The organism is uncultured Aliiroseovarius sp., from assembly GCF_947492455.1.
GTDB lineage: Bacteria > Pseudomonadota > Alphaproteobacteria > Rhodobacterales > Rhodobacteraceae > Aliiroseovarius.
In genome coordinates this window covers 47,687-65,542 of the sequence record NZ_CANLNB010000003.1, presented here as the reverse complement: position 1 = coordinate 65,542, position 17,856 = coordinate 47,687, and the positions used below count along the sequence as shown (strand labels likewise).

The window sequence follows — 17,856 nt, the reverse complement described above, 5'->3', positions numbered from 1 at the left end:
CCGAACAAAACAAACGAGCAGCGTTCAAGGCGACCGAATACATGAGCAACGACCTTCTGGCCGGCCACACCCCATCACAGGGCCCCGACGATTATGACGCCTCCTCGATCGAGGTGCTGGAAGGGCTGGAGCCGGTGCGTCAGCGTCCCGGCATGTATATCGGTGGCACCGATGAACGCGCGCTGCACCATATGGTGGCCGAGATTCTCGATAACTCGATGGACGAGGCCGTCGCCGGCCACGCCAACCGGATCGAGGTCACGCTGAACGCGGATTACTCGGTCTCGATCACCGATAACGGGCGCGGCATTCCGATCGACCCGCACCCCAAGTTTCCCGACAAATCCGCGCTTGAGGTCATCCTGTGTACGCTCCACGCGGGCGGCAAGTTCTCGGGCAAGGCCTATCAGACCTCGGGCGGTCTGCACGGGGTTGGTTCGTCGGTGGTGAACGCGCTGTCGGATTCGATGGTGGTGAAGGTCGCCAAGAACAAGGAAATGTACGAACAGCGCTTCTCGCGCGGCGTCCCATTGGGTCCGGTCGAGAAAATCGGCGCCGCCCCCAACCGGCGCGGGACCGAGGTCACCTTTCACGCGGACGAGGAAATCTTTGGCAAGCACCGCTTCAAGCCCAAGCGGCTGTTCACATTAGTGCGGTCGAAGGCCTACCTGTTCTCGGGCGTGGAAATTCGCTGGAAATCCCACATTGAGGACGGCGAAACACCGACCGAGGCCACCTTCCACTTCCCCGGCGGCTTGGCCGACTACCTGAAAGAAACGCTGGGCAGTGCATCCGTCTATGCCGAACAACCCTTCGCGGGCAAGGTCGAGTTCCGCGACCGCTTCAACGAACCCGGCTATGTCGAATGGGCGATCAACTGGACCCCCTCGCGCGATGGCTACATCCAGTCCTATTGTAACACCGTGCCCACGCCCGAGGGCGGCACCCATGTTACTGGCTTCTGGGCCGCGATCCTTAAAGGCATCAAAGCCTATGGCGAGCTTGTGGGCAACAAGAAGGCCGCGAACATCACCCGCGACGACCTGCTGACCGGCGGCTGCGCGCTGGTGTCCTGCTTCATCGCGGACCCGGCTTTTGTGGGCCAAACCAAGGACCGCCTGTCGACCGAGGCTGCCAACAAGATGGTCGAGCAATCGGTGCGCGATCACTTTGACAACTGGCTGGCGGCGGATACGAAATCCGCGGGCGCGATCCTCGATTTCCTTGTGCTGCGGGCCGAGGAACGTCTGCGCCGTCGTCAGGAAAAGGAAACCCAGCGCAAAAGCGCCACCAAGAAACTGCGTCTGCCCGGCAAGCTGGTGGATTGTTCCGCCACCAACCGCGAAGGCACCGAGCTGTTCATCGTCGAGGGTGACTCGGCTGGTGGATCCGCCAAGATGGCCCGCAACCGCAAGACGCAAGCCCTGCTGCCCCTGCGCGGGAAAATCCTGAACGTGTTGGGCGCGGCCAGTTCAAAGATCGGTACGAATGCCGAGATCAATGACCTGACCCAAGCCCTTGGCGTCGGGCTGGGCACCAAATTCAACGTCGACGATCTGCGCTATGACAAGATCATCATCATGACCGACGCGGATGTGGACGGGGCGCACATTGCCTCGCTTCTGATGACGTTCTTCTTCACCCAAATGCGCCCGATGATCGACGCGGGCCACCTGTACCTCGCCTGCCCGCCGCTGTTCCGCCTGACCCAAGGCGCCCGCCGCGTCTATTGCGTGGACGAGGCCGAACGCGACGCGCATCTGGAAAAAGGTCTGGGCGGCAAGGGCAAAATCGATGTCAGCCGCTTTAAAGGTCTGGGCGAGATGGACGCAAAAGACCTGAAAGAAACCACGATGGACCCGGCATCCCGGACGCTCATCCGCGTGACGATCGACGAGGACGAACCCGGCGAAACCGCATCCCTTGTCGAGCAGCTGATGGGCAAAAAACCCGAACTTCGTTTCCAATATATTCAGGAGAACGCGAAGTTCGTGGAGGAGTTGGATGTTTGATGGAATTAACGTTTGAGAAAACTCACTCAAAGGAAAATTCTGAAAAGATTCAGTTTCTTGACACCTCCCTATGGTTACTCAACCGACTATCCGTTGAACTAATTCTCAGTGGGAACAAACAGGTCTTCAGCACGCAACAGAGACGAGTTTCCTCCGGTCTCTTAATCTCTGCTTGCTCAACGGGCACTGTGATTTCTGACCTCGCCGCTGAACTATCTGTACGCACCAAAGATAGCCTTTAACTCGCGCGAACTGTTTATGAAGCTTGCTTGGGGGCTGCTTACATACTCTCAGGAGATAGCGACTATGCAAAGCGTGCGGAAATGTACTCCATCTACAAAGCTTTCCGAGCACAAAAGGCCTTCTTCAAAACAGATCGCACAAGCCAGCTTGTTCAAGTCCATACAAATTTAGAAAAGTCGGAACATATCAAAGGTTGTGTGGATTTTTTTGAGAAAGGAGAGGGAGCACGAAAGAAGCAGTGCTACTTGCACGACCGTGCTCAACGCATCGACATTGTTGGACTAGCCAGTCCTAGAGCAAAGATTCTATTCCAAGGCGTTGAGGCAAGTATCTTTGAGCTCGCGTCAGAATTTGCACATGCATCGTTTTTCGCCTTCGAGCGCGATACTAACAATGCGAGTAGCACAATAGGGCTAGGCTTTGAAAACATCGCAGCACTTGCTATCCAAGCCGTAATCCTAAGCCTAGACGCCGTTTCGCAAACTGTTTCAGCACTTGATCCGGATTTGGAAAGTTCAGACCATATCCACGAAGCTGCATTACTCTACTACCAAGCCCCGGAGTTTTCTGAGCAGATTGAACTTCTGAGGTAGAGGTCGACTATTTACCCAGCCCGTGCACCGCACGGGCCACGCCCGACCATCCCCCCCCCGGGAGGGCGTATTGCAACGGACCGGCAAACGAAACGCTGCGGATGCGGAGAGGGCTTAACAAACTGAGATGCCAACGACGCCCACCCAGGGTCGGGCGTGGCCCTCTGTTTCACGTGACCTGCGGAGGGTTACGTTTTGGGGCTAAGCCGCGCGCAGATCAGTCCTGCACAGACTCCAGATACTCCGCCAGCCGTACCAGCGCAGCAGGCGTCGGGGTCATAACGCCTTTTTCGTCCACCCAGACCTCCATTTCGCTGTCCAGAAGCGCGCCGAACTCGGGCATGGGGCCGCGTTGGGTGCCTTTGGCATAGCCGTCGATGGTCGACATGACATAGCGGGTCGGGAAGGTGCCGCCGTGTTTGGCGGTCAATTTGGTCAGGCCCGGCGCGCTGGGATAGACGCCGCCCTTGGCATCATTGCCGTGGCAGGCGGCGCAGTTCTCGGCATAGATCTCGGCCCCGGTCAGGTCGGACACGTCCTGAACCTTGGGTTTGGCCTGAGTGCGGAAGATATCCTGTGGCTGACAGGCGGCCAGAAGGATCAGAAGAAGGGGTGCTGCGCGGCGCATTGGGGAACCCTGTTGTCTTTCAAAGACTTGCTATGGGGTGATTCTATCACGCCTGCGTTTACGTGCAACCCTAGGTCATTGCAAACGCAGATTACTGACCTGCCCCTGCATGACCACATCCGTATCGTCGCTGTCTGCCGACAGGGCCAACGCGACCAGCGCTTCAGGGTTCGTGCCGAACGCGCGGCGATAATCTGCGGCCAGATCGACGGCTTCCACATGTGATCCAGTGCCCGACGGGCGCAGCACGATGGTCTTGCCGCGCGGTCCCAGATAGGGCGAGCCCAGCACCGCCCCGCGATTGTGGTCGCCGCCCCAGACATAGACCAGCACGCGGCCCTCCGGGTGGTTCAGAAGCTTGCGCAGGCTGCGGGTGCCTTGCAGACGTTCGGCCTCGGATTTCGGCAGGAACGCGAAGTAGAGTGCAAGGTTGCGATCATCCCCGCCCTTCTGGCGCAGGTCCGTCGCCGGGACCGAGCTGTCCACATCCCAGACCCAACTGGCCATGCGCGCCTCCCAGTCTTCGGGCGCCAAGCGGTCATAGGTGATCGACACCGACCCGTCCGCCCTCACCCCAATCGCACCCGCGGACGGGGCAAAGGTGACTTTCGAGAAGAACGCGAACCAATGCGTGCGCCATGAATTGAAGTTCACGGGGCCCGCGAGGGCCACCGAGGCCGACAGGGTCAAAGCAAGGATCGCAGTCAGGATACGCATCGGAAGCTCCGGCAGAGAATACCCCTGCCAGATTGCCGATCCCGGGCGAGTAGGCAATTGGGTCTCACGCAAATGTCAGTGGGCGCGAGGCGCCGCCCTGCCGCTTTTTCTTGTCACAAATATCCTCGCCGAAGGCATAAAATCTGCGACATTGCCGTCACAAGATCTCGCCGCCCTCAAGACGCAAGGTCCGATCCATGCGCGCAGCAAGGTCGAGGTTATGCGTCGCAATCAGCGCCGACAGGCCGGTGTCACGCACCAACTCCATCAAGGCCGCAAACACCGTGTCCGAGGTGTCGGGGTCCAAGTTCCCCGTGGGTTCATCCGCCAGCAAAAGCGCTGGTCGGTTCGCCAGCGCGCGGCAGAAGGCGACACGCTGTTGCTCGCCCCCTGACAGCTCGGCGGGTCGGTGCGTGGCGCGGGTATCGACGCCCACACGGGCCATCAGCTCCATCGCGTGATCGCGCGCGGCACGGTCACTGACGCCGTTCGCCAATTGCGGCAACACGATGTTTTCCAGCGCGGTGAATTCCGGCAGCAGGTGGTGGAACTGATAGACAAAGCCCACTTCGTTGCGACGCGTCGCGGTGCGGCGGCGGTCGGACTGCGCGCCCATTTGCTGCCCGTTGATCGAGACCTCACCCGCATCCGCCGCGTCCAACAGCCCCGCGATGTGCAAGAGCGTCGACTTGCCGGAGCCGGAGGGCGCAACCAGTGCCACAACCTCGCCCTTGGCAATCGACAAGTTCGCACCGCGCAGCACACGAATTTCGCCCGGCGTGCCCTCGTTATAGGTCTTGGTGATGCCCGAGAGGGTCAGAACCGTGTCACTCATAGCGCAGGGCCTCCACCGGGTTCATCCGTGCGGCCTTGCGCGCCGGGAATAGGGTCACAACGAAAGACAGGGTCAGCGACAGGCCCACGGCCGAGGCCACATCCCAGAACTCCAACTTCGCAGGCAGGTGATAGATGCCGCGGATCGACGGATCCCAGACGCCTCCGCCCGAGAAATAATTCACCAGCGCAAAGACGCTGTCGATATTGAGCGCGAAGAGGCATCCAAGGGTCACGCCGGCAATCGTGCCGACGATCCCGGTCAGCGATCCGCAGAGGAAGAACACCCGCAAAATAGACCCTTCGGTCAAACCCATCGTGCGCAGGATGCCAATGTCGCGCCCTTTGTTCTTCACCAGCATGATCAAGCCGGAGGTGATGTTCATCGAGGCAATCAGCACCAGCACAGACAGGATGATGAACATAACGTTGTCTTCCATATCCAAGGCCCGCAGGAACGCACCCGAGCGGTCACGCCATGTCCAGACGCCGCTGGGGTCCTCGACGGCGTTCATGATGGGCATCAACAACCTGTCGATCCCTTCCGGATCCTCAACCATCACCTCGATCTCATCCGCCAGCCCTTCGCGGTTGAAGAAGCTCTGCGCTTCGGCGATGGGCAGGTAGACGCGGGTGCGGTCGATGTCCCAACGGCCAGCAGTGAAAATATAGGTGACCTCATAGGCATTCACCCGCGGGCTAGTACCAAACGCCGTCTTCACCCCGTTGGGCGAGATGATCTTGATCTTGTCCCCAATCCCGACATTCAGTTCCGCCGCCACGCCCGAGCCAATGGCCACGCCGCGTTCGAAATCAGACAGCGCGCCGGCCGAGCTTTCGGGCTTGGCAATGCGCGGGATGGTCAGGATGTCTTCATAGGCGATCCCAAAGACCTCGACCCCCGCATTATATTGCCCCCGGTTCGCCATGACCTGCCCCTTGACCAAGGGCGCTGCGCGGACGACTCCCGGCACGGTCATGATCCGGTCTGCCCAGTCTTCGTAATTCGAGATCGTGCGATCCAAGCCACCATTCGCGGTGACACGGCTGTGGGCGAAAACCTCGACATGGGCATTTGCGCCCAGAATAGTGTCGACAAATTCGTCCCGGAACCCGGTCCGCACCGCCAGCGTGATGATCAGGGCCGCCACCGCCAAGGTGATGCCGATCAGGCTGATCCAGGTCATGGTGCTGACGCCACCTTCGGCACGGCGCGCGCGCAGATACCGCCACGCGATCTGCCATTCGAAACGGGAAAACGGGGCTGTTCGCTTGGGCAACTGGGGCTCCTGACGGATTAATATTTGCGCCAAACTGGGGGTTCTGGGCGGCAAGGTCAAGCACCTGCACCGAGTGCGGCCTGAAACCGCCGCCCCACCCACAATCCGTTAACCTGTGGAGAAACATAAGTTTTCTGTGGACAACTCGCTTAACGCGCAAAGTTTCACTTTACAGAGAGAAATCTGAGTGACACCATATCTAGTAAGGCAAGGCGCAAAGAACGCCGAACCTTGTACAGGCATCAAGCATTTGTGGCCATTAACGGTCGCTGCCACGACCCCGTCACAAATGTTGAAACCAATGGGGGGCATATCATGGCCGCAACCGAGCAGTACATCGAAAGCGAAGATCTTCACCCAATCGACATTGTCGAAACCATCGCGGAACACCACGCGTGGGAGTTCGACCGCGTCGCCGAGGATCAGATTGCCATGGCGGTTGAGGGCCAGTGGCGCACCTACTCGATCACATTGGCCTGGTCGCCATATGATGAAACCCTGCGCCTGATCTGCACCTTTGAAATGGAGCCGCCCGAGGACAGCCTGCCGCGCGTCTATGATGCCCTCAACCGCATCAACGACCAGTGCTGGACCGGCGCCTTCACCTATTGGGAAGAGCAACGACTGATGGTCTGGCGTTACGGTCTGCCCCTAACGGGCGGACAGTTCGCTGGCCCCGAGCAGATCGACCGCTTGATCGCCTCGGCCGTGTCAGCATCGGAACGTTTCTACCCCGCGTTCCAGCTGGTCGCATGGACCGACCGCAGCGTCGAAGACGCGCTTCAGGTCGCCATCGCCGAGGCCTACGGCCGCGCCTAACCCCACCATTTACCACCACTCACTATCTCAGCCGCGCCTTCGGGCGCGGTTTCAGCTTGCGCCGCCCGTACTGCGCTCTAATCTCGCACGGCAAATAAACACGGGATGAGGCGTCATCATGATGGATCAGGTAAAATCGCGCGGGCTGGTACTGTTGGGCTGCGGCAAGATGGGATCGGCCATGCTGGAAGGTTGGCTGTCGGATGGGTTGCCGACCAGCTCGGTCTGGGTGAATGACCCCTACCCCTCGGACTGGCTGCAATCGCTGGATGGGCTGAACCTGAACACGACGCTGCCCGACAACCCCGCCATCGTGCTGATCGCGGTAAAGCCACAGATGATGGCCGAGGCGCTACCGTCCTTGAAAGCGCTGGGCAACGGCACAACCTTGTTCCTGTCAGTCGCTGCAGGGACGCCGATCTCGACATATGAGGACATGCTCGGCAACCAAACTCCCATCATCCGCGCCATGCCCAACACCCCCGCCGCCATCGGGCGCGGGATTACGGCGATTTGCGGCAATGATCATGCCAGCGCTGGAGACATGGATCTGGCCCAAGCGCTTTTGTCTGCTGTTGGACAGGTCGTCCGGCTGGACGGGGAGCACCAGATGGATGCCGTCACCGCCGTCTCGGGCTCGGGCCCTGCCTATGTGTTTCACCTGATCGAGACGCTGGCGGCGGCTGGCGTCCAACAGGGCCTGTCGGAAGAGCTATCGATGCAACTGGCCAAGGCCACCGTGGGTGGCGCGGGTGCATTGGCGGAAGAGGCTGACGACGACCCGGCCCAACTGCGCGTGAACGTCACCAGTCCCGGCGGCACCACCGCCGCCGCGCTGTCCGTCCTGATGAATGAAGACACCGGCTTCCCCGACCTTCTGAGCCGCGCGGTAAAAGCCGCCGCCGACCGTTCCAAGGAGCTTGCCAATGGCTGACCTGACCCCAGAGATCACCTTCGACGACTTCATGAAAGTCGACATCCGCAAAGGCACCGTGCTGCGTGCAGAACCCTTCCCGGAAGCTCGCAAACCTGCCATCAAGATTTGGGTGGATTTCGGACCAGAGATTGGCGAGAAGAAAAGCTCGGCCCAGATCACGCAGCATTACGCGCCTGAAGATCTGGTGGGCAAATCAGTGCTGGGCGTGGTGAATTTCCCGCCGCGACAAATTGGTCCAATGCGGTCCGAAGTGCTCATCCTTGGCCTCTACGACGCAGACGGGAATGTCGGCCTGATCACGCCAGACAAAGACACCCCGGACGGAGCGCGCTTGTGCTAAGCCTTTTCATTTCGCGCCCTCTGCCCGACGCCGTCCTGGCCCGCGCCTACGCGGCCTTCGACACGACTGTGCGCGACATCACCACCCCCATGACGCGGGACGAGATGATCGCGAGCCTGCGCGACTACGACATCGTCCTGCCGACGCTGGGTGACCTCTACTCGGCTGACATCTTCGAGAGTGCGGACCCGATCCGCGCCCGTCTGCTGGCGAATTTCGGTGTTGGCTACAACCATATCGACGTGATTGCGGCCAAGGCGCACGGGCTTCAGGTGACAAATACCCCCGGCGCGGTCACCGATGCCACTGCGGATACAGCCATGACCCTGATCCTGATGACCGCCCGCCGGGCCGGAGAAGGTGAACGCCTGCTGCGCAAGGGCGCATGGGAAGGCTGGCACCCAACACAGCTTCTGGGCATGCATGTGTCGGGCAAAACGGTCGGCATCATCGGCATGGGCCGCATTGGCGAGGCCATCGCCAAACGCTGCCATTTCGGCTTTGGCATGCAGGTGGTGTTCTACAATCGCTCGCCCAAGACACCTGACTTGGCTGCACAGCAACTGCCCAGTATTGACGCCGTCGCCCGCGCTGCGGACATCCTCGTCATCGCGGTTCCGGGCGGGGCCGAAACGCTCCACCTGATCGACAAAGACACGTTCGACGCCATGCCGCCCCATGCGCTTCTGATCAACATCGCGCGCGGAGAAGTCGTACGTGAAGCCGCCCTGATCGACGCTTTGGAACAAGGCCAAATCGCAGGCGCCGGTCTGGACGTCTACGAGTTTGAACCCAAAGTGCCCAAAGCGCTCACCGACCGCGAGGATGTGACGCTGCTCCCGCATCTGGGCACTGCCACGCTCGAGGTGCGGACGGATATGGGCATGCTGGCGATGGATAATATCGAGGCATTCGCCAACGGAAGACCACTGCCAACCCCGGTCTGACCTTCCTCTTGCCCTTGGCTCTGCCCGTTTTCAGCGAAAAAGATTTACGGGGCGCTTCCTCTTGCCGAAAATACCTCCGCCGGAGGCACCGCCTGTCGCACCGCGACAGGCCACCAAGCGCGCCGCAGGCGCTCAATTGTTAAACCTAACCGCCCGTCGCCTCGCGCCAGTGGCGACGGCAGAGCGACACATAGGTCTCGTTCCCGCCAATCTGCACCTGATCGCCGTCGGTCAACACACGCCCCTGATCATCCTGCCGCACGACCATCGTGGCCTTCTTTCCGCAGTGACAAATCGTGCGCACCTCACGCATTTCGTCGGCCAGCGCCAACAGCGCGGCGGATCCCGGGAACAGGTTCCCTTGGAAATCCACCCGCAGGCCGTAACACATCACCGGAACGCCCAGATCATCCACCGCACGCGCCAACTGCCAGACCTGCTCGCGGCTGAGGAACTGCGCCTCGTCGATGAACACACAGGCGCACGGACCCTCTGCCTGCCGCCGCGCGATCTTGTCATACAGATCCTCGCCCACCCCAAAGGTGTCCGCGTCCGCACCGATCCCAATCCGGCTGCCAATCCGCGCCTCACCCGCGCGATTGTCGAATTGCGCGGTGATCAGATACGTCTGCATCCCGCGTTCGTGATAGTTATAGCTGGCCTGCAGTAGCAGGGTCGATTTCCCTGCGTTCATGGTCGAATAGTGAAAATAGAGCTTTGCCATACCCCTGAATTACGCGGCCTGTGCAGACGGTTCAACCCGTGACGAAGCCAACCGAAAAGGAGAAAGCGGACGCGCACACAATCCCGCTGGCGGACACAGTCCACGATGGAAACAGCCCACACACCGGGAAACCACTCACATCCCGCTTTCTCATGCAGGCGCTTTGCCTGCATCCCGGCGGCATGCTGACCACCGGCTTTTCTTACCCACGCACTTGGCGGCGGGCCACTCGTCACGAAACTCTCTTACTCGCAAACAGCAAAAGGCAACTCACTACAGTTCTTAAATAAGCCATTCCCTTACCCGAAAAATAATGGGAAAAGGGTTAAGGAATTCCCCACATGTATTCGGGGACGACAAGGGAATATGAGTATGGCTGGTGTTGGAAGCTATCTGAAAAAACACACCGAGGCGCTGGTGAAAGACGTCGGGCTGGAAGCTGCCTGCTCGCTCACGGGTAAATCCAAGGCCACTCTGGGACGTTACTATTCCGACAGCGACGAACATTCCGACCGTTTTATGCCCATCGACGCCGTTGCTGCGCTGGAAGAGGCTGCGCGCTATCCCCATGTCACCAGCGCCCTGGGCGAGCTTCAGGGGATCACTATCTCGTACGATTCCGAGCGCAAGAACTCCCCCGAAGGCGGGATCAATAGCGACGTGATTGCCCTGTCACAGCGTTTTGCGATGCTGATGGCAGAATACCAGCAGTCCATCGAGGACGGCATCATCACGATCAACGAAGCCAAGCGCCTTCTGCGTGAAACGCTGGCGCTTCAGCATGTACTGATCGACATGAAGCTGCATCTGGAAGAAGAGGCCGGGAACGGCCAAGCCTAATTACGTCTGCCTGATCATCCGAACAGGATTACTACCCACGCAACGCCACAGGCAATCGCCGTCAGGGCGACAAAAGCGCTGGCCGTATCCTTGGCTTCGCGGGCAAGGTCGTGTTGTTCGCGGGTGACCAGATCCACGGTGCGTTCGATCGCGGTGTTGATCAGCTCGGAGGCGACGACCAGCACGCTCAGCGCCAGAAGCAGCGCGGTTTCCCCGCGGGTCAGATCCATCCAAAGCGCCGCGGCACAGGAAATCACACAGGCGATAGCCCACTGCCACAACGACGCCTCGGTTCGCCACGCTGCGCGCCACCCGGCCCAAGACCAAATGCATCTTTGCCAGAATCGACGCAGGAAAACCTTCAGCATGCGTCCCCCTTCAGCGTTGCGTTTTCTAGATAATGTTGCACCGCGTCCTGCACCCGGCGAAAGCGATCTCCGCCCAGCTTGGTGCCGCCGAACCAGCGGGTCACCACGATGATATGGCCCGTGACCTCTTCGCGCTCCAGCATCCGCAGAATGACCATGCCCGCGCCCGCTTCGCCATCATCGCCTTTCACACCGCCCTCGTCGGGCAGGATCGCCGCCCAAGTGTTGTGCGTGGCCTTGGCATAGCGTTTGTCGCGGGTCAGGGTTTTCAGAAACGCCTTCACATCCGCGCGGCTGCCAACCGGCCCGCCCGAGACCGCGTATTTCGATCCTCGGTCGGTCAGAAACCCGCTGAATTGCTGCATATCAGTCTTGCCCATAGGGAATGTATAGCCGCCGCACGGGCGCTTCGCCAGATCACTCTGGCCTTTGCCGCCCAAGCGGATAAACTTGGATTATGTTTACCATCGAACACGAATTTGACTCGACCGTCGTCACTCTTGTGGATGAGGGCGAGGATACCGAAGCCCCACACTTGAACGAAGATGTGGTTATCAATGCCTTTGCTGGATGTGTGACGCTAGAACAATGGGATCCGCGCACCGATCAGGTGCACAAGATCACCTTGTCCCCGGCGCAATTGCGCGACCTGACTGCCGCACTAAACCTGCCCGAAGGGATCTATCGGTCCGAGATCAAGCGCGGCTAAGCGTCCGTGCCACCGCATCTTTCCAGCCCGCATAGCGACGGGTGCGGGTGTCGTTGTCCATCTGCGGCGCAAAGCTGCGCTCAAGCGCCCAAGTCTCGGCAAATCCGGCTTGATCGGGATAGATCCCGGCCTTCATGCCCGCAAGCCACGCTGCGCCCAGCGCGGTGGTCTCCAGAACCGTTGGGCGATCCACGGCGGCTTGGTTGATGTCAGCCAGAAACTGCATCGCCCAATCGGATGCCGCCATCCCGCCATCCACACGCAGCACGGTGTCCCCGGCATCGCCCATATCGGCCTGCATTGCCTCCAACAGATCTCGGGTTTGAAAGCCCACCGCCTCGAGCGCCGCGCGGGCGAATTCCTTGGGGCCAGACCCACGGGTCAGACCGAACACCGCGCCGCGACATTCCGCATCCCAGTAAGGCGCACCCATGCCGGTGAAGGCGGGGACAAGGATGACCTCTTGCGCGGGATCGGCAGCATTGGCCAGCGCCGTCGTCTCGGCCGCATCGTCGATGATCCCCATGCCATCACGAAGCCACTGCACCGCGGCACCCGCGATAAAGATCGAGCCCTCGAGCGCATATATCGGTTTGCCGTCCAACTGATAGGCGATCGTGGTCAGCAAGCGGTTCTTTGACGCGACCGGCGCATCGCCCGTGTTCAGCAGCGCAAAACACCCGGTGCCATAGGTAGACTTCAGCATCCCCGGCTGGAAACAGGCCTGCCCAATGGTGGCCGCCTGCTGGTCGCCTGCCACGCCCAAAATGGGGACCGGCGCGCCCAGCAGGTCCGTCACACCAAATTGGGACGCGCAATCACGTACCTCGGGTAGCATGGTCATCGGAATGTTTAACAGCGCACAGATATCCGCATCCCACGCTCCGCGCTTGATGTCATAGAGCATCGTACGCGCGGCATTGGTGGCGTCGGTCACATGTGACGCGCCGTCGGTCAGCCGCCAGATCAGAAAGGTATCCACAGTGCCAAAGGCCAGCTCTCCGGCTTCCGCCTTCGCCCGCGCGCCGTCCACATTATCCAAGATCCATGCCAGCTTCGTGGCCGAGAAATACGGGTCCAGCAAAAGCCCCGTCCGGTCCGTCACCATCGCCTCGTGCCCGGCGGCTTTCAGATCGGCGCAGGTTTCAGCGGTCCGGCGATCCTGCCAGACGATCGCGTTATAGATCGGCGCCCCGGTCACACGGTCCCAGACAAGCGTCGTTTCACGTTGGTTGGTGATGCCAATGGCCGTGATCTGTTGCCCTTCGGCAGCTTCCAGACAAGTGGCGCACACGGTTTCCCAGATCTCTTCCGGGTCATGTTCGACCCAGCCCGAGGCCGGAAAATGCTGGGTGAACTCCTTCTGCGCCACGTTGCTGGGCCGCATATCCCCATCAAACAAGATCGCCCGAGACGAAGTGGTGCCCTGATCAATGGCAAGGATATGGGTCATGGGGCTCTCCTTCTTGGCATCGCGCGCGGAACTTTCTAGAAGTTATCGCTAGCACCCTGCCAAATCCAAGTCACGCACATCCCGAAGGACCCGAAATGGATATTCTGAACGCCCTGCGCAGCATCACAGGCCCTGATCATGTTCTCATTGGTCCTGACACGGCGGGATTTGCGACGGATTGGATCGGGAAGTACCAGAACACGCCTCTTGCGGTGGTGCGGCCCGGATCGGTCGACGAGGTCTCGCAGGTGATGAAACTGGCCAATGAGACATGCACGCCGGTCGTGCCGGTGTCAGGTCACACTGGGCTTTCCGGAGGCGCGCACGCGCCCGAAGGCAGCATGATGCTGTCGCTGGCGCGGCTGAACAGGGTCCGCGAGGTCAAACCCGACGCCCGCCTTGCCATCGTGGACGGCGGCGTGGTGTTAGAGACCCTACACAACGTGGTCGCTGAACACGGGCTGCGCTTTCCCATGACGTTTGGCGCGCAAGGATCGTGCCAGATTGCTGGAATGCTGGCCACGAATGCGGGTGGGTCCAATGTGCTGAAATTCGGCAACACCCGCGCGCTGTGCATCGGGATCGAGGCCGTCCTGCCCGATGGTCGCGTGCTGGATCTGATGAGCGAACTGCACAAGGACAATTCCGGTTATGACCTGCGCGATCTGTTGATTGGCTCGGAAGGCACGCTGGCCGTGATCACCGGTGCCGTCCTGAAACTGGTCCCTGCCCCTGCCGCGCGCGCGACCGCCATGATCGCCGTTGACCAGCTTGGCACCGCGCTATCCGTTCTGAACCGCTTGCAAGAGGTCACAGGCGGCGCGGTCGAGGCGTTCGAATACATGCCGGGCAGCTATCTGGATGCGCTGGCTGAAAAGCGCCCCGACCTGCGCGCACCGTTCGATGACTGCCACCAGATCAACATCCTGACCGAGATCGTTTCAAACGCACCGCGTGATGTGGAACTGGCCGCAGATGGCAGCCAGCCCCTGACCACCTATCTGGAAGAGGTTCTGGCGGGCTTCATGGAGGACGGCGCTGTTCTGGACGCCGTAATCGCACAAAACGATACCCAACGCGTCGAAATGTGGACCCGCCGCGAGGCCGCCGCCGAGGTGGTGCTGGGGCGCCAACCTCTTGTAAACAACGACATCGCATTACCGCTGGATCAGGTGGAACCTTTCTTGGCCCACATGACTTCGGAACTCGCCCAGCTAGATGCCAATGCCGACACGCTTGAAGTCGCGCATCTGGGCGACGGCAACATCCACTACGCGGTGTTCCCCAGCGACCCCACGCTCTGCGACCCTATCATGGAACGGGTCGAGGACGTGGTGCGCGAACTGGGCGGCAGCTTTTCTGCTGAACACGGGATCGGCCTGTCCAAACTGCCCTCAATGCAGCGCCGCAAGGATCCGGTGGCGCTGGAGGTGATGCGCCAGATCAAACAGGCGTTGGACCCGAAGGTGATCATGAATCCGGGAAAAATGTTGCCGGGGTCGTGCTCGACAAATGACAAACGACAGTTTTGAGCCCAAAATGACTGATGCTGCGCATTCACCAATGTCGGCTTTCTTGGAGTTGGGGTGAAAACGCTTGTAAAGTTCATCCCATGTGATGTAGTTACATGATGTACTAACATCATACTGGATAAGCCATGGATCAGTGCATCTTCACCGCCGTGAGAAAGGCAAACCGTGTCCTGTTTCGACACTACCAAGATGCCTTGTCTGAAACTGGCGTCAGTATTGTACAACTCTCCATTCTGAGGGCTCTTGAACGCCACGGCCCACTATCTTTATCGCGGCTGGCCGATGACCTCGCGATGGAGCGAACATCGCTCTACCGGACAATAGAGCCGCTGATTGAAAGCGGGGGTGTGCAGGTAGAAAGCGCCCCGACGGGGAAATCGAAGATCGCAAAACTAACCGCCGAAGGGCAGGGCACAATCGAGCGCGTCATGCCGTTTTGGGCGAAGGCGCAAGAGCGAGTTATAAACGAAGTCGCGCTGGCCGAACGCCCCGATTTCCAACGCGCATTGAATGCAATCGCGAAGCTGTCAGCTTGAAATGGGACACTCCATGATCAATCGCGCCGTGCTGGCCTGGCTTTTGTTGGGGTTGATCTGGGGCACAAATTTTGTGTTCATTAAGTGGTCAACCGATGCCGTCACCCCGATGCAGGTTGTACTGGTGCGGGTCATTGCCGGTTTTTTGACGGTAGCGGCTTACGCATTGATCACGAGGCAGCTAAGGCTCTCTGATCTAAAGCATAGCCTGCATTTTGTCGCTATGGCCTGCCTCGCTGCCGCACTCTATTTCTACGGTTTTGCCCAAGGCACGGCACTGTTGCAATCTGGCTTGGCAGGTGCAGTTAGTGCGTCAATTCCGCTTTTCTCGCTTCTGGCTGCGGTTCTATTCCTGCCTGAAGAGAAGCTCACCACCAATCGGGTTTTGGGTTTGCTTGTCGGATTGATTGGCGTGACCCTGATTGCGAAGCCATTTTCAGGAGGACTCGGCGACAGCTACCTATTTGGCGTGTTGTGGATGGTGTTCGGCTCATTCAGCCTAGGCGTTTCTTTTGTCTATGCCCGCAAGTTTGTCACACCTCTGGACCTACCGCCAGCCGCACTCACAACGTACCAGCTTGGCTTTGCAACCGTGATCTTGCTGGTTGTGACGGACAAATCCGGACTCGGAACGCTCTACGATGATCCGACCTCCTTCGCTGTTCTGGTATTCGGCCTTGGCTTCTTGGGAACAGGACTGGCTTACGTTCTTTATTATTATGTCATTAGCAAGCTTGGTGCGGTGCGTGCATCCGCGCTCACGTATGTCCCGCCAGTCGTCGCTCTTTTTCTGGGTGCGCTATTCTTAGGTGAAGTTATCGTCGTTTGGGATTACGTCGCCACCGCACTAATCTTCGCAGGTGTCATACTCGTCAACAAACGGCCAAAGTCACAAAGTTGACATTGGCTAAATGACAGCTTCGTCCCACAAAGCAGCTCTCAGTAACTATATTCCGCATAAATCCGGCTGAGATCCCCATCCCATTCGCCGTGATACTTGCCCAGAAGTTCACAGGCGGGCGAGCGGCCTTCTTCGACGCTTTCTTGCAGCGCGTTCAGGAAGTGTGTCTCGTCCGGCACCATGCCGCCGCTGCCCACACGGGCGCGGGCCTTCAGGCCGCCTTCGGCGATCTTCACCACATGGCGGGCAAGGTCGAGCATGCGAATACCGTTCACCTCGGCCTGCAGGCCTTCGACGGATGCCGCAACACGCAGGGCTTCGCGGGTCTCTTCGTCCCAGCCCTTCGCCAGATCCCACGCCGCATCAAGGCTGGTTTGGTCATACATCAGGCCAACCCACAGGGCGGGCAGCGCGCAGAGGCGACGCCACGGGCCACCATCGGCGCCGCGCATCTCCATATATTGCTTAATCCGTGCCTCGGGGAAGATCGTGGTCAGGTGGTCGGCCCAATCGCTCAGCGTCGGCGTTTCACCGGGCAGCGCGGGCAGTTTGCCCTGCATGAAGTCGCGGAAGCTTTGGCCCAGCGCGTCGATATACTGCCCGTCGCGATAGACGAAATACATCGGCACATCGAGCGCATAGTCCACGTAGCGCTCAAACCCCATGCCGTCTTCAAACACAAACGGTAGCATCCCGGTGCGCGCGCCATCCAGATCACGCCAGATGCGCGAGCGCCAGGATTTGTGGCCATTGGGCTTGCCTTCGAAGAAGGGTGAGTTCGCAAACAGTGCGGTCGCCACCGGCTGCAGCGCCAGCGCCACGCGGAATTTCTGCACCATGTCGGCCTCGTCCGCGAAGTCGAGGTTCACCTGCACGGTACAGGTCCGGTACATCATCTGTTTTCCGTGCGTGCCGACCTTGTCCATATAGTCGGTCATCAGCTTATACCGCCCCTTGGGCATCACCGGCATTTGCTCGTGCGTCCATTCGGGCGCAGCGCCAAGACCGATGAAGCGCGCGCCGATCTCGTCCGCGATTTCATGCACTTCGCGCAGGTGTTCGTTCACCTCGTCACAGGTCTGGTGGATGTTGTCCAACGGCGCGCCGGACAGCTCGAACTGCCCACCGGGTTCCAACGAGATGTTCGCGCCCTCGCGCTTCAACCCGATCAGGTTGCCTGCCTCGCGCACCTCGGTCCAGTTATAGCGGTCGCGCAGACCTTCCAGCATTTTTAGGATCGAGCGCGGACCGTCATAGGGCAGCGGCTTCAGCGTGTCCTTGCAATAGCCGAACTTCTCGTGCTCGGTGCCGATCTTCCATGTCTCGCGCGGTTTGCAGCCGTCTTCCAGGAACTGGGCCAGTTGATCGTGATGGGTGATCGGGCCACCACCGGACTGAGGAATGGACATGTTCGGCTCCTGTTGAATACGCCCTTTAGGGGGC

The 17,856-nt window shown here is 59.8% G+C and carries 20 protein-coding genes; 11 read left to right on the top strand and 9 right to left on the bottom strand.

Annotated features, from left to right (window positions below):
• The first annotated feature begins 41 nt into the window (after window positions 1–41).
• Together parE and Q0677_RS07080 are read left to right on the top strand one after the other, a co-directional pair.
• Window positions 42–2,012, top strand: a complete 1,971-nt coding sequence (parE, locus tag Q0677_RS07085; RefSeq protein WP_298907699.1) for a DNA topoisomerase IV subunit B — start codon at window positions 42–44, stop codon at window positions 2,010–2,012.
• Between the two features lie 323 nt (window positions 2,013–2,335).
• Complete coding sequence (locus tag Q0677_RS07080) at window positions 2,336–2,848, top strand: hypothetical protein (RefSeq protein WP_366940952.1); 513 nt, start codon at window positions 2,336–2,338, stop codon at window positions 2,846–2,848.
• Window positions 2,849–3,065: 217 nt separating this feature from the next.
• Here the strand turns inward: Q0677_RS07080 and Q0677_RS07075 are convergent, their stop codons facing one another.
• The 4 genes from Q0677_RS07075 to Q0677_RS07060 all read right to left on the bottom strand — a co-directional run bounded on the left by Q0677_RS07075 (window position 3,066) and on the right by Q0677_RS07060 (window position 6,307).
• Complete coding sequence (locus Q0677_RS07075; RefSeq protein WP_298907695.1) at window positions 3,066–3,476, bottom strand: cytochrome c; 411 nt, start codon at window positions 3,474–3,476, stop codon at window positions 3,066–3,068.
• A gap of 75 nt (window positions 3,477–3,551) precedes the next feature.
• Window positions 3,552–4,193: a DUF3047 domain-containing protein gene (locus tag Q0677_RS07070; RefSeq protein WP_298907692.1), complete on the bottom strand. Its 642-nt coding sequence runs from the start codon at window positions 4,191–4,193 to the stop codon at window positions 3,552–3,554.
• A gap of 157 nt (window positions 4,194–4,350) precedes the next feature.
• Entirely contained in the window at window positions 4,351–5,028 is a 678-nt protein-coding gene (locus Q0677_RS07065; protein ID WP_298907690.1) for an ABC transporter ATP-binding protein, read from the bottom strand.
• Window positions 5,021–6,307: a lipoprotein-releasing ABC transporter permease subunit gene (locus tag Q0677_RS07060; RefSeq protein ID WP_298907687.1), complete on the bottom strand. Its 1,287-nt coding sequence runs from the start codon at window positions 6,305–6,307 to the stop codon at window positions 5,021–5,023. The genes Q0677_RS07065 and Q0677_RS07060 overlap by 8 nt, the downstream gene beginning before the upstream one ends.
• Window positions 6,308–6,622: 315 nt before the next feature.
• Between Q0677_RS07060 and Q0677_RS07055 the strand changes: the two genes are divergently transcribed.
• From Q0677_RS07055 to Q0677_RS07040, 4 genes are all read left to right on the top strand, one after another.
• A complete protein-coding gene (locus Q0677_RS07055; protein ID WP_133484878.1) occupies window positions 6,623–7,126 on the top strand; it encodes a YbjN domain-containing protein in 504 nt (167 codons plus the stop codon).
• Between the two features lie 115 nt (window positions 7,127–7,241).
• Window positions 7,242–8,060, top strand: a complete 819-nt coding sequence (gene proC / locus Q0677_RS07050) for a pyrroline-5-carboxylate reductase (protein WP_298909096.1) — start codon at window positions 7,242–7,244, stop codon at window positions 8,058–8,060.
• The gene (locus Q0677_RS07045) at window positions 8,053–8,403 is read left to right on the top strand and encodes a tRNA-binding protein (protein WP_298907682.1); all 351 of its coding nucleotides are present in this window, start codon (window positions 8,053–8,055) and stop codon (window positions 8,401–8,403) included. Before proC ends, Q0677_RS07045 begins: the two co-directional genes overlap by 8 nt.
• Window positions 8,397–9,350 (top strand): D-glycerate dehydrogenase, encoded by a 954-nt coding sequence (locus tag Q0677_RS07040; RefSeq protein WP_298907679.1) that lies wholly within the window; start codon window positions 8,397–8,399, stop codon window positions 9,348–9,350. The genes Q0677_RS07045 and Q0677_RS07040 overlap by 7 nt, the downstream gene beginning before the upstream one ends.
• A 145-nt stretch (window positions 9,351–9,495) precedes the next feature.
• Here Q0677_RS07040 and Q0677_RS07035 read toward each other — a convergent pair whose 3' ends face one another.
• Window positions 9,496–10,074, bottom strand: a complete 579-nt coding sequence (locus tag Q0677_RS07035) for a thymidine kinase (protein ID WP_133484880.1) — start codon at window positions 10,072–10,074, stop codon at window positions 9,496–9,498.
• Between the two features lie 372 nt (window positions 10,075–10,446).
• On the opposite strand from Q0677_RS07035, the gene Q0677_RS07030 reads away from it, so the two are divergent.
• The gene (locus Q0677_RS07030; RefSeq protein WP_298907674.1) at window positions 10,447–10,914 is read left to right on the top strand and encodes a hypothetical protein; all 468 of its coding nucleotides are present in this window, start codon (window positions 10,447–10,449) and stop codon (window positions 10,912–10,914) included.
• Window positions 10,915–10,928: 14 nt separating this feature from the next.
• Here Q0677_RS07030 and Q0677_RS07025 read toward each other — a convergent pair whose 3' ends face one another.
• Both Q0677_RS07025 and Q0677_RS07020 read right to left on the bottom strand, forming a co-directional pair.
• A complete protein-coding gene (locus Q0677_RS07025) occupies window positions 10,929–11,282 on the bottom strand; it encodes a diacylglycerol kinase (RefSeq protein ID WP_298907671.1) in 354 nt (117 codons plus the stop codon).
• Window positions 11,276–11,647, bottom strand: a complete 372-nt coding sequence (locus tag Q0677_RS07020; protein WP_298909093.1) for a YigZ family protein — start codon at window positions 11,645–11,647, stop codon at window positions 11,276–11,278. The genes Q0677_RS07025 and Q0677_RS07020 overlap by 7 nt, the downstream gene beginning before the upstream one ends.
• A 92-nt stretch (window positions 11,648–11,739) precedes the next feature.
• Here Q0677_RS07020 and Q0677_RS07015 point away from each other — a divergent pair, with 92 nt between their 5' ends.
• Window positions 11,740–11,991 (top strand): hypothetical protein, encoded by a 252-nt coding sequence (locus Q0677_RS07015; RefSeq protein ID WP_133484883.1) that lies wholly within the window; start codon window positions 11,740–11,742, stop codon window positions 11,989–11,991.
• Here Q0677_RS07015 and glpK read toward each other — a convergent pair.
• Window positions 11,978–13,444, bottom strand: a complete 1,467-nt coding sequence (glpK, locus tag Q0677_RS07010) for a glycerol kinase GlpK (protein WP_298907664.1) — start codon at window positions 13,442–13,444, stop codon at window positions 11,978–11,980. The genes Q0677_RS07015 and glpK overlap by 14 nt on opposite strands.
• Before the next feature lie 95 nt (window positions 13,445–13,539).
• Between glpK and Q0677_RS07005 the strand changes: the two genes are divergently transcribed.
• From Q0677_RS07005 to Q0677_RS06995, 3 genes are all read left to right on the top strand, one after another.
• Complete coding sequence (locus tag Q0677_RS07005) at window positions 13,540–14,976, top strand: FAD-binding oxidoreductase (RefSeq protein ID WP_298907661.1); 1,437 nt, start codon at window positions 13,540–13,542, stop codon at window positions 14,974–14,976.
• Window positions 14,977–15,101: 125 nt separating this feature from the next.
• On the top strand, window positions 15,102–15,512 hold the full coding sequence (locus Q0677_RS07000) for an HTH domain-containing protein (protein WP_298907658.1): 411 nt from the start codon (window positions 15,102–15,104) through the stop codon (window positions 15,510–15,512).
• A 13-nt stretch (window positions 15,513–15,525) separates the two neighbouring features.
• The gene (locus Q0677_RS06995) at window positions 15,526–16,413 is read left to right on the top strand and encodes a DMT family transporter (protein ID WP_298907654.1); all 888 of its coding nucleotides are present in this window, start codon (window positions 15,526–15,528) and stop codon (window positions 16,411–16,413) included.
• A gap of 38 nt (window positions 16,414–16,451) precedes the next feature.
• Here the strand turns inward: Q0677_RS06995 and Q0677_RS06990 are convergent, their stop codons facing one another.
• Window positions 16,452–17,822 (bottom strand): glutamate--cysteine ligase, encoded by a 1,371-nt coding sequence (locus tag Q0677_RS06990; RefSeq protein ID WP_298907651.1) that lies wholly within the window; start codon window positions 17,820–17,822, stop codon window positions 16,452–16,454.
• Window positions 17,823–17,856: the final 34 nt, after the last annotated feature.

Bases quoted from the DNA above. Each gene is read 5' to 3' on its own strand.
- parE (WP_298907699.1), top strand. From the start codon at position 42: ATGAGCAACGACCTTCTGGCCGGCCACACCCCATCACAGGGCCCCGAC.
- Q0677_RS07080 (WP_366940952.1), top strand. From the start codon at position 2,336: ATGTACTCCATCTACAAAGCTTTCCGAGCACAAAAGGCCTTCTTCAAA.
- Q0677_RS07075 (WP_298907695.1), bottom strand. From the start codon at position 3,476: ATGCGCCGCGCAGCACCCCTTCTTCTGATCCTTCTGGCCGCCTGTCAG.
- Q0677_RS07070 (WP_298907692.1), bottom strand. From the start codon at position 4,193: ATGCGTATCCTGACTGCGATCCTTGCTTTGACCCTGTCGGCCTCGGTG.
- Q0677_RS07065 (WP_298907690.1), bottom strand. From the start codon at position 5,028: ATGAGTGACACGGTTCTGACCCTCTCGGGCATCACCAAGACCTATAAC.
- Q0677_RS07055 (WP_133484878.1), top strand. From the start codon at position 6,623: ATGGCCGCAACCGAGCAGTACATCGAAAGCGAAGATCTTCACCCAATC.
- Q0677_RS07045 (WP_298907682.1), top strand. From the start codon at position 8,053: ATGGCTGACCTGACCCCAGAGATCACCTTCGACGACTTCATGAAAGTC.
- Q0677_RS07035 (WP_133484880.1), bottom strand. From the start codon at position 10,074: ATGGCAAAGCTCTATTTTCACTATTCGACCATGAACGCAGGGAAATCG.
- Q0677_RS07030 (WP_298907674.1), top strand. From the start codon at position 10,447: ATGGCTGGTGTTGGAAGCTATCTGAAAAAACACACCGAGGCGCTGGTG.
- Q0677_RS07025 (WP_298907671.1), bottom strand. From the start codon at position 11,282: ATGCTGAAGGTTTTCCTGCGTCGATTCTGGCAAAGATGCATTTGGTCT.
- Q0677_RS07020 (WP_298909093.1), bottom strand. From the start codon at position 11,647: ATGCAGCAATTCAGCGGGTTTCTGACCGACCGAGGATCGAAATACGCG.
- Q0677_RS07015 (WP_133484883.1), top strand. From the start codon at position 11,740: ATGTTTACCATCGAACACGAATTTGACTCGACCGTCGTCACTCTTGTG.
- glpK (WP_298907664.1), bottom strand. From the start codon at position 13,444: ATGACCCATATCCTTGCCATTGATCAGGGCACCACTTCGTCTCGGGCG.
- Q0677_RS07005 (WP_298907661.1), top strand. From the start codon at position 13,540: ATGGATATTCTGAACGCCCTGCGCAGCATCACAGGCCCTGATCATGTT.
- Q0677_RS07000 (WP_298907658.1), top strand. From the start codon at position 15,102: ATGGATCAGTGCATCTTCACCGCCGTGAGAAAGGCAAACCGTGTCCTG.
- Q0677_RS06995 (WP_298907654.1), top strand. From the start codon at position 15,526: ATGATCAATCGCGCCGTGCTGGCCTGGCTTTTGTTGGGGTTGATCTGG.
- Q0677_RS06990 (WP_298907651.1), bottom strand. From the start codon at position 17,822: ATGTCCATTCCTCAGTCCGGTGGTGGCCCGATCACCCATCACGATCAA.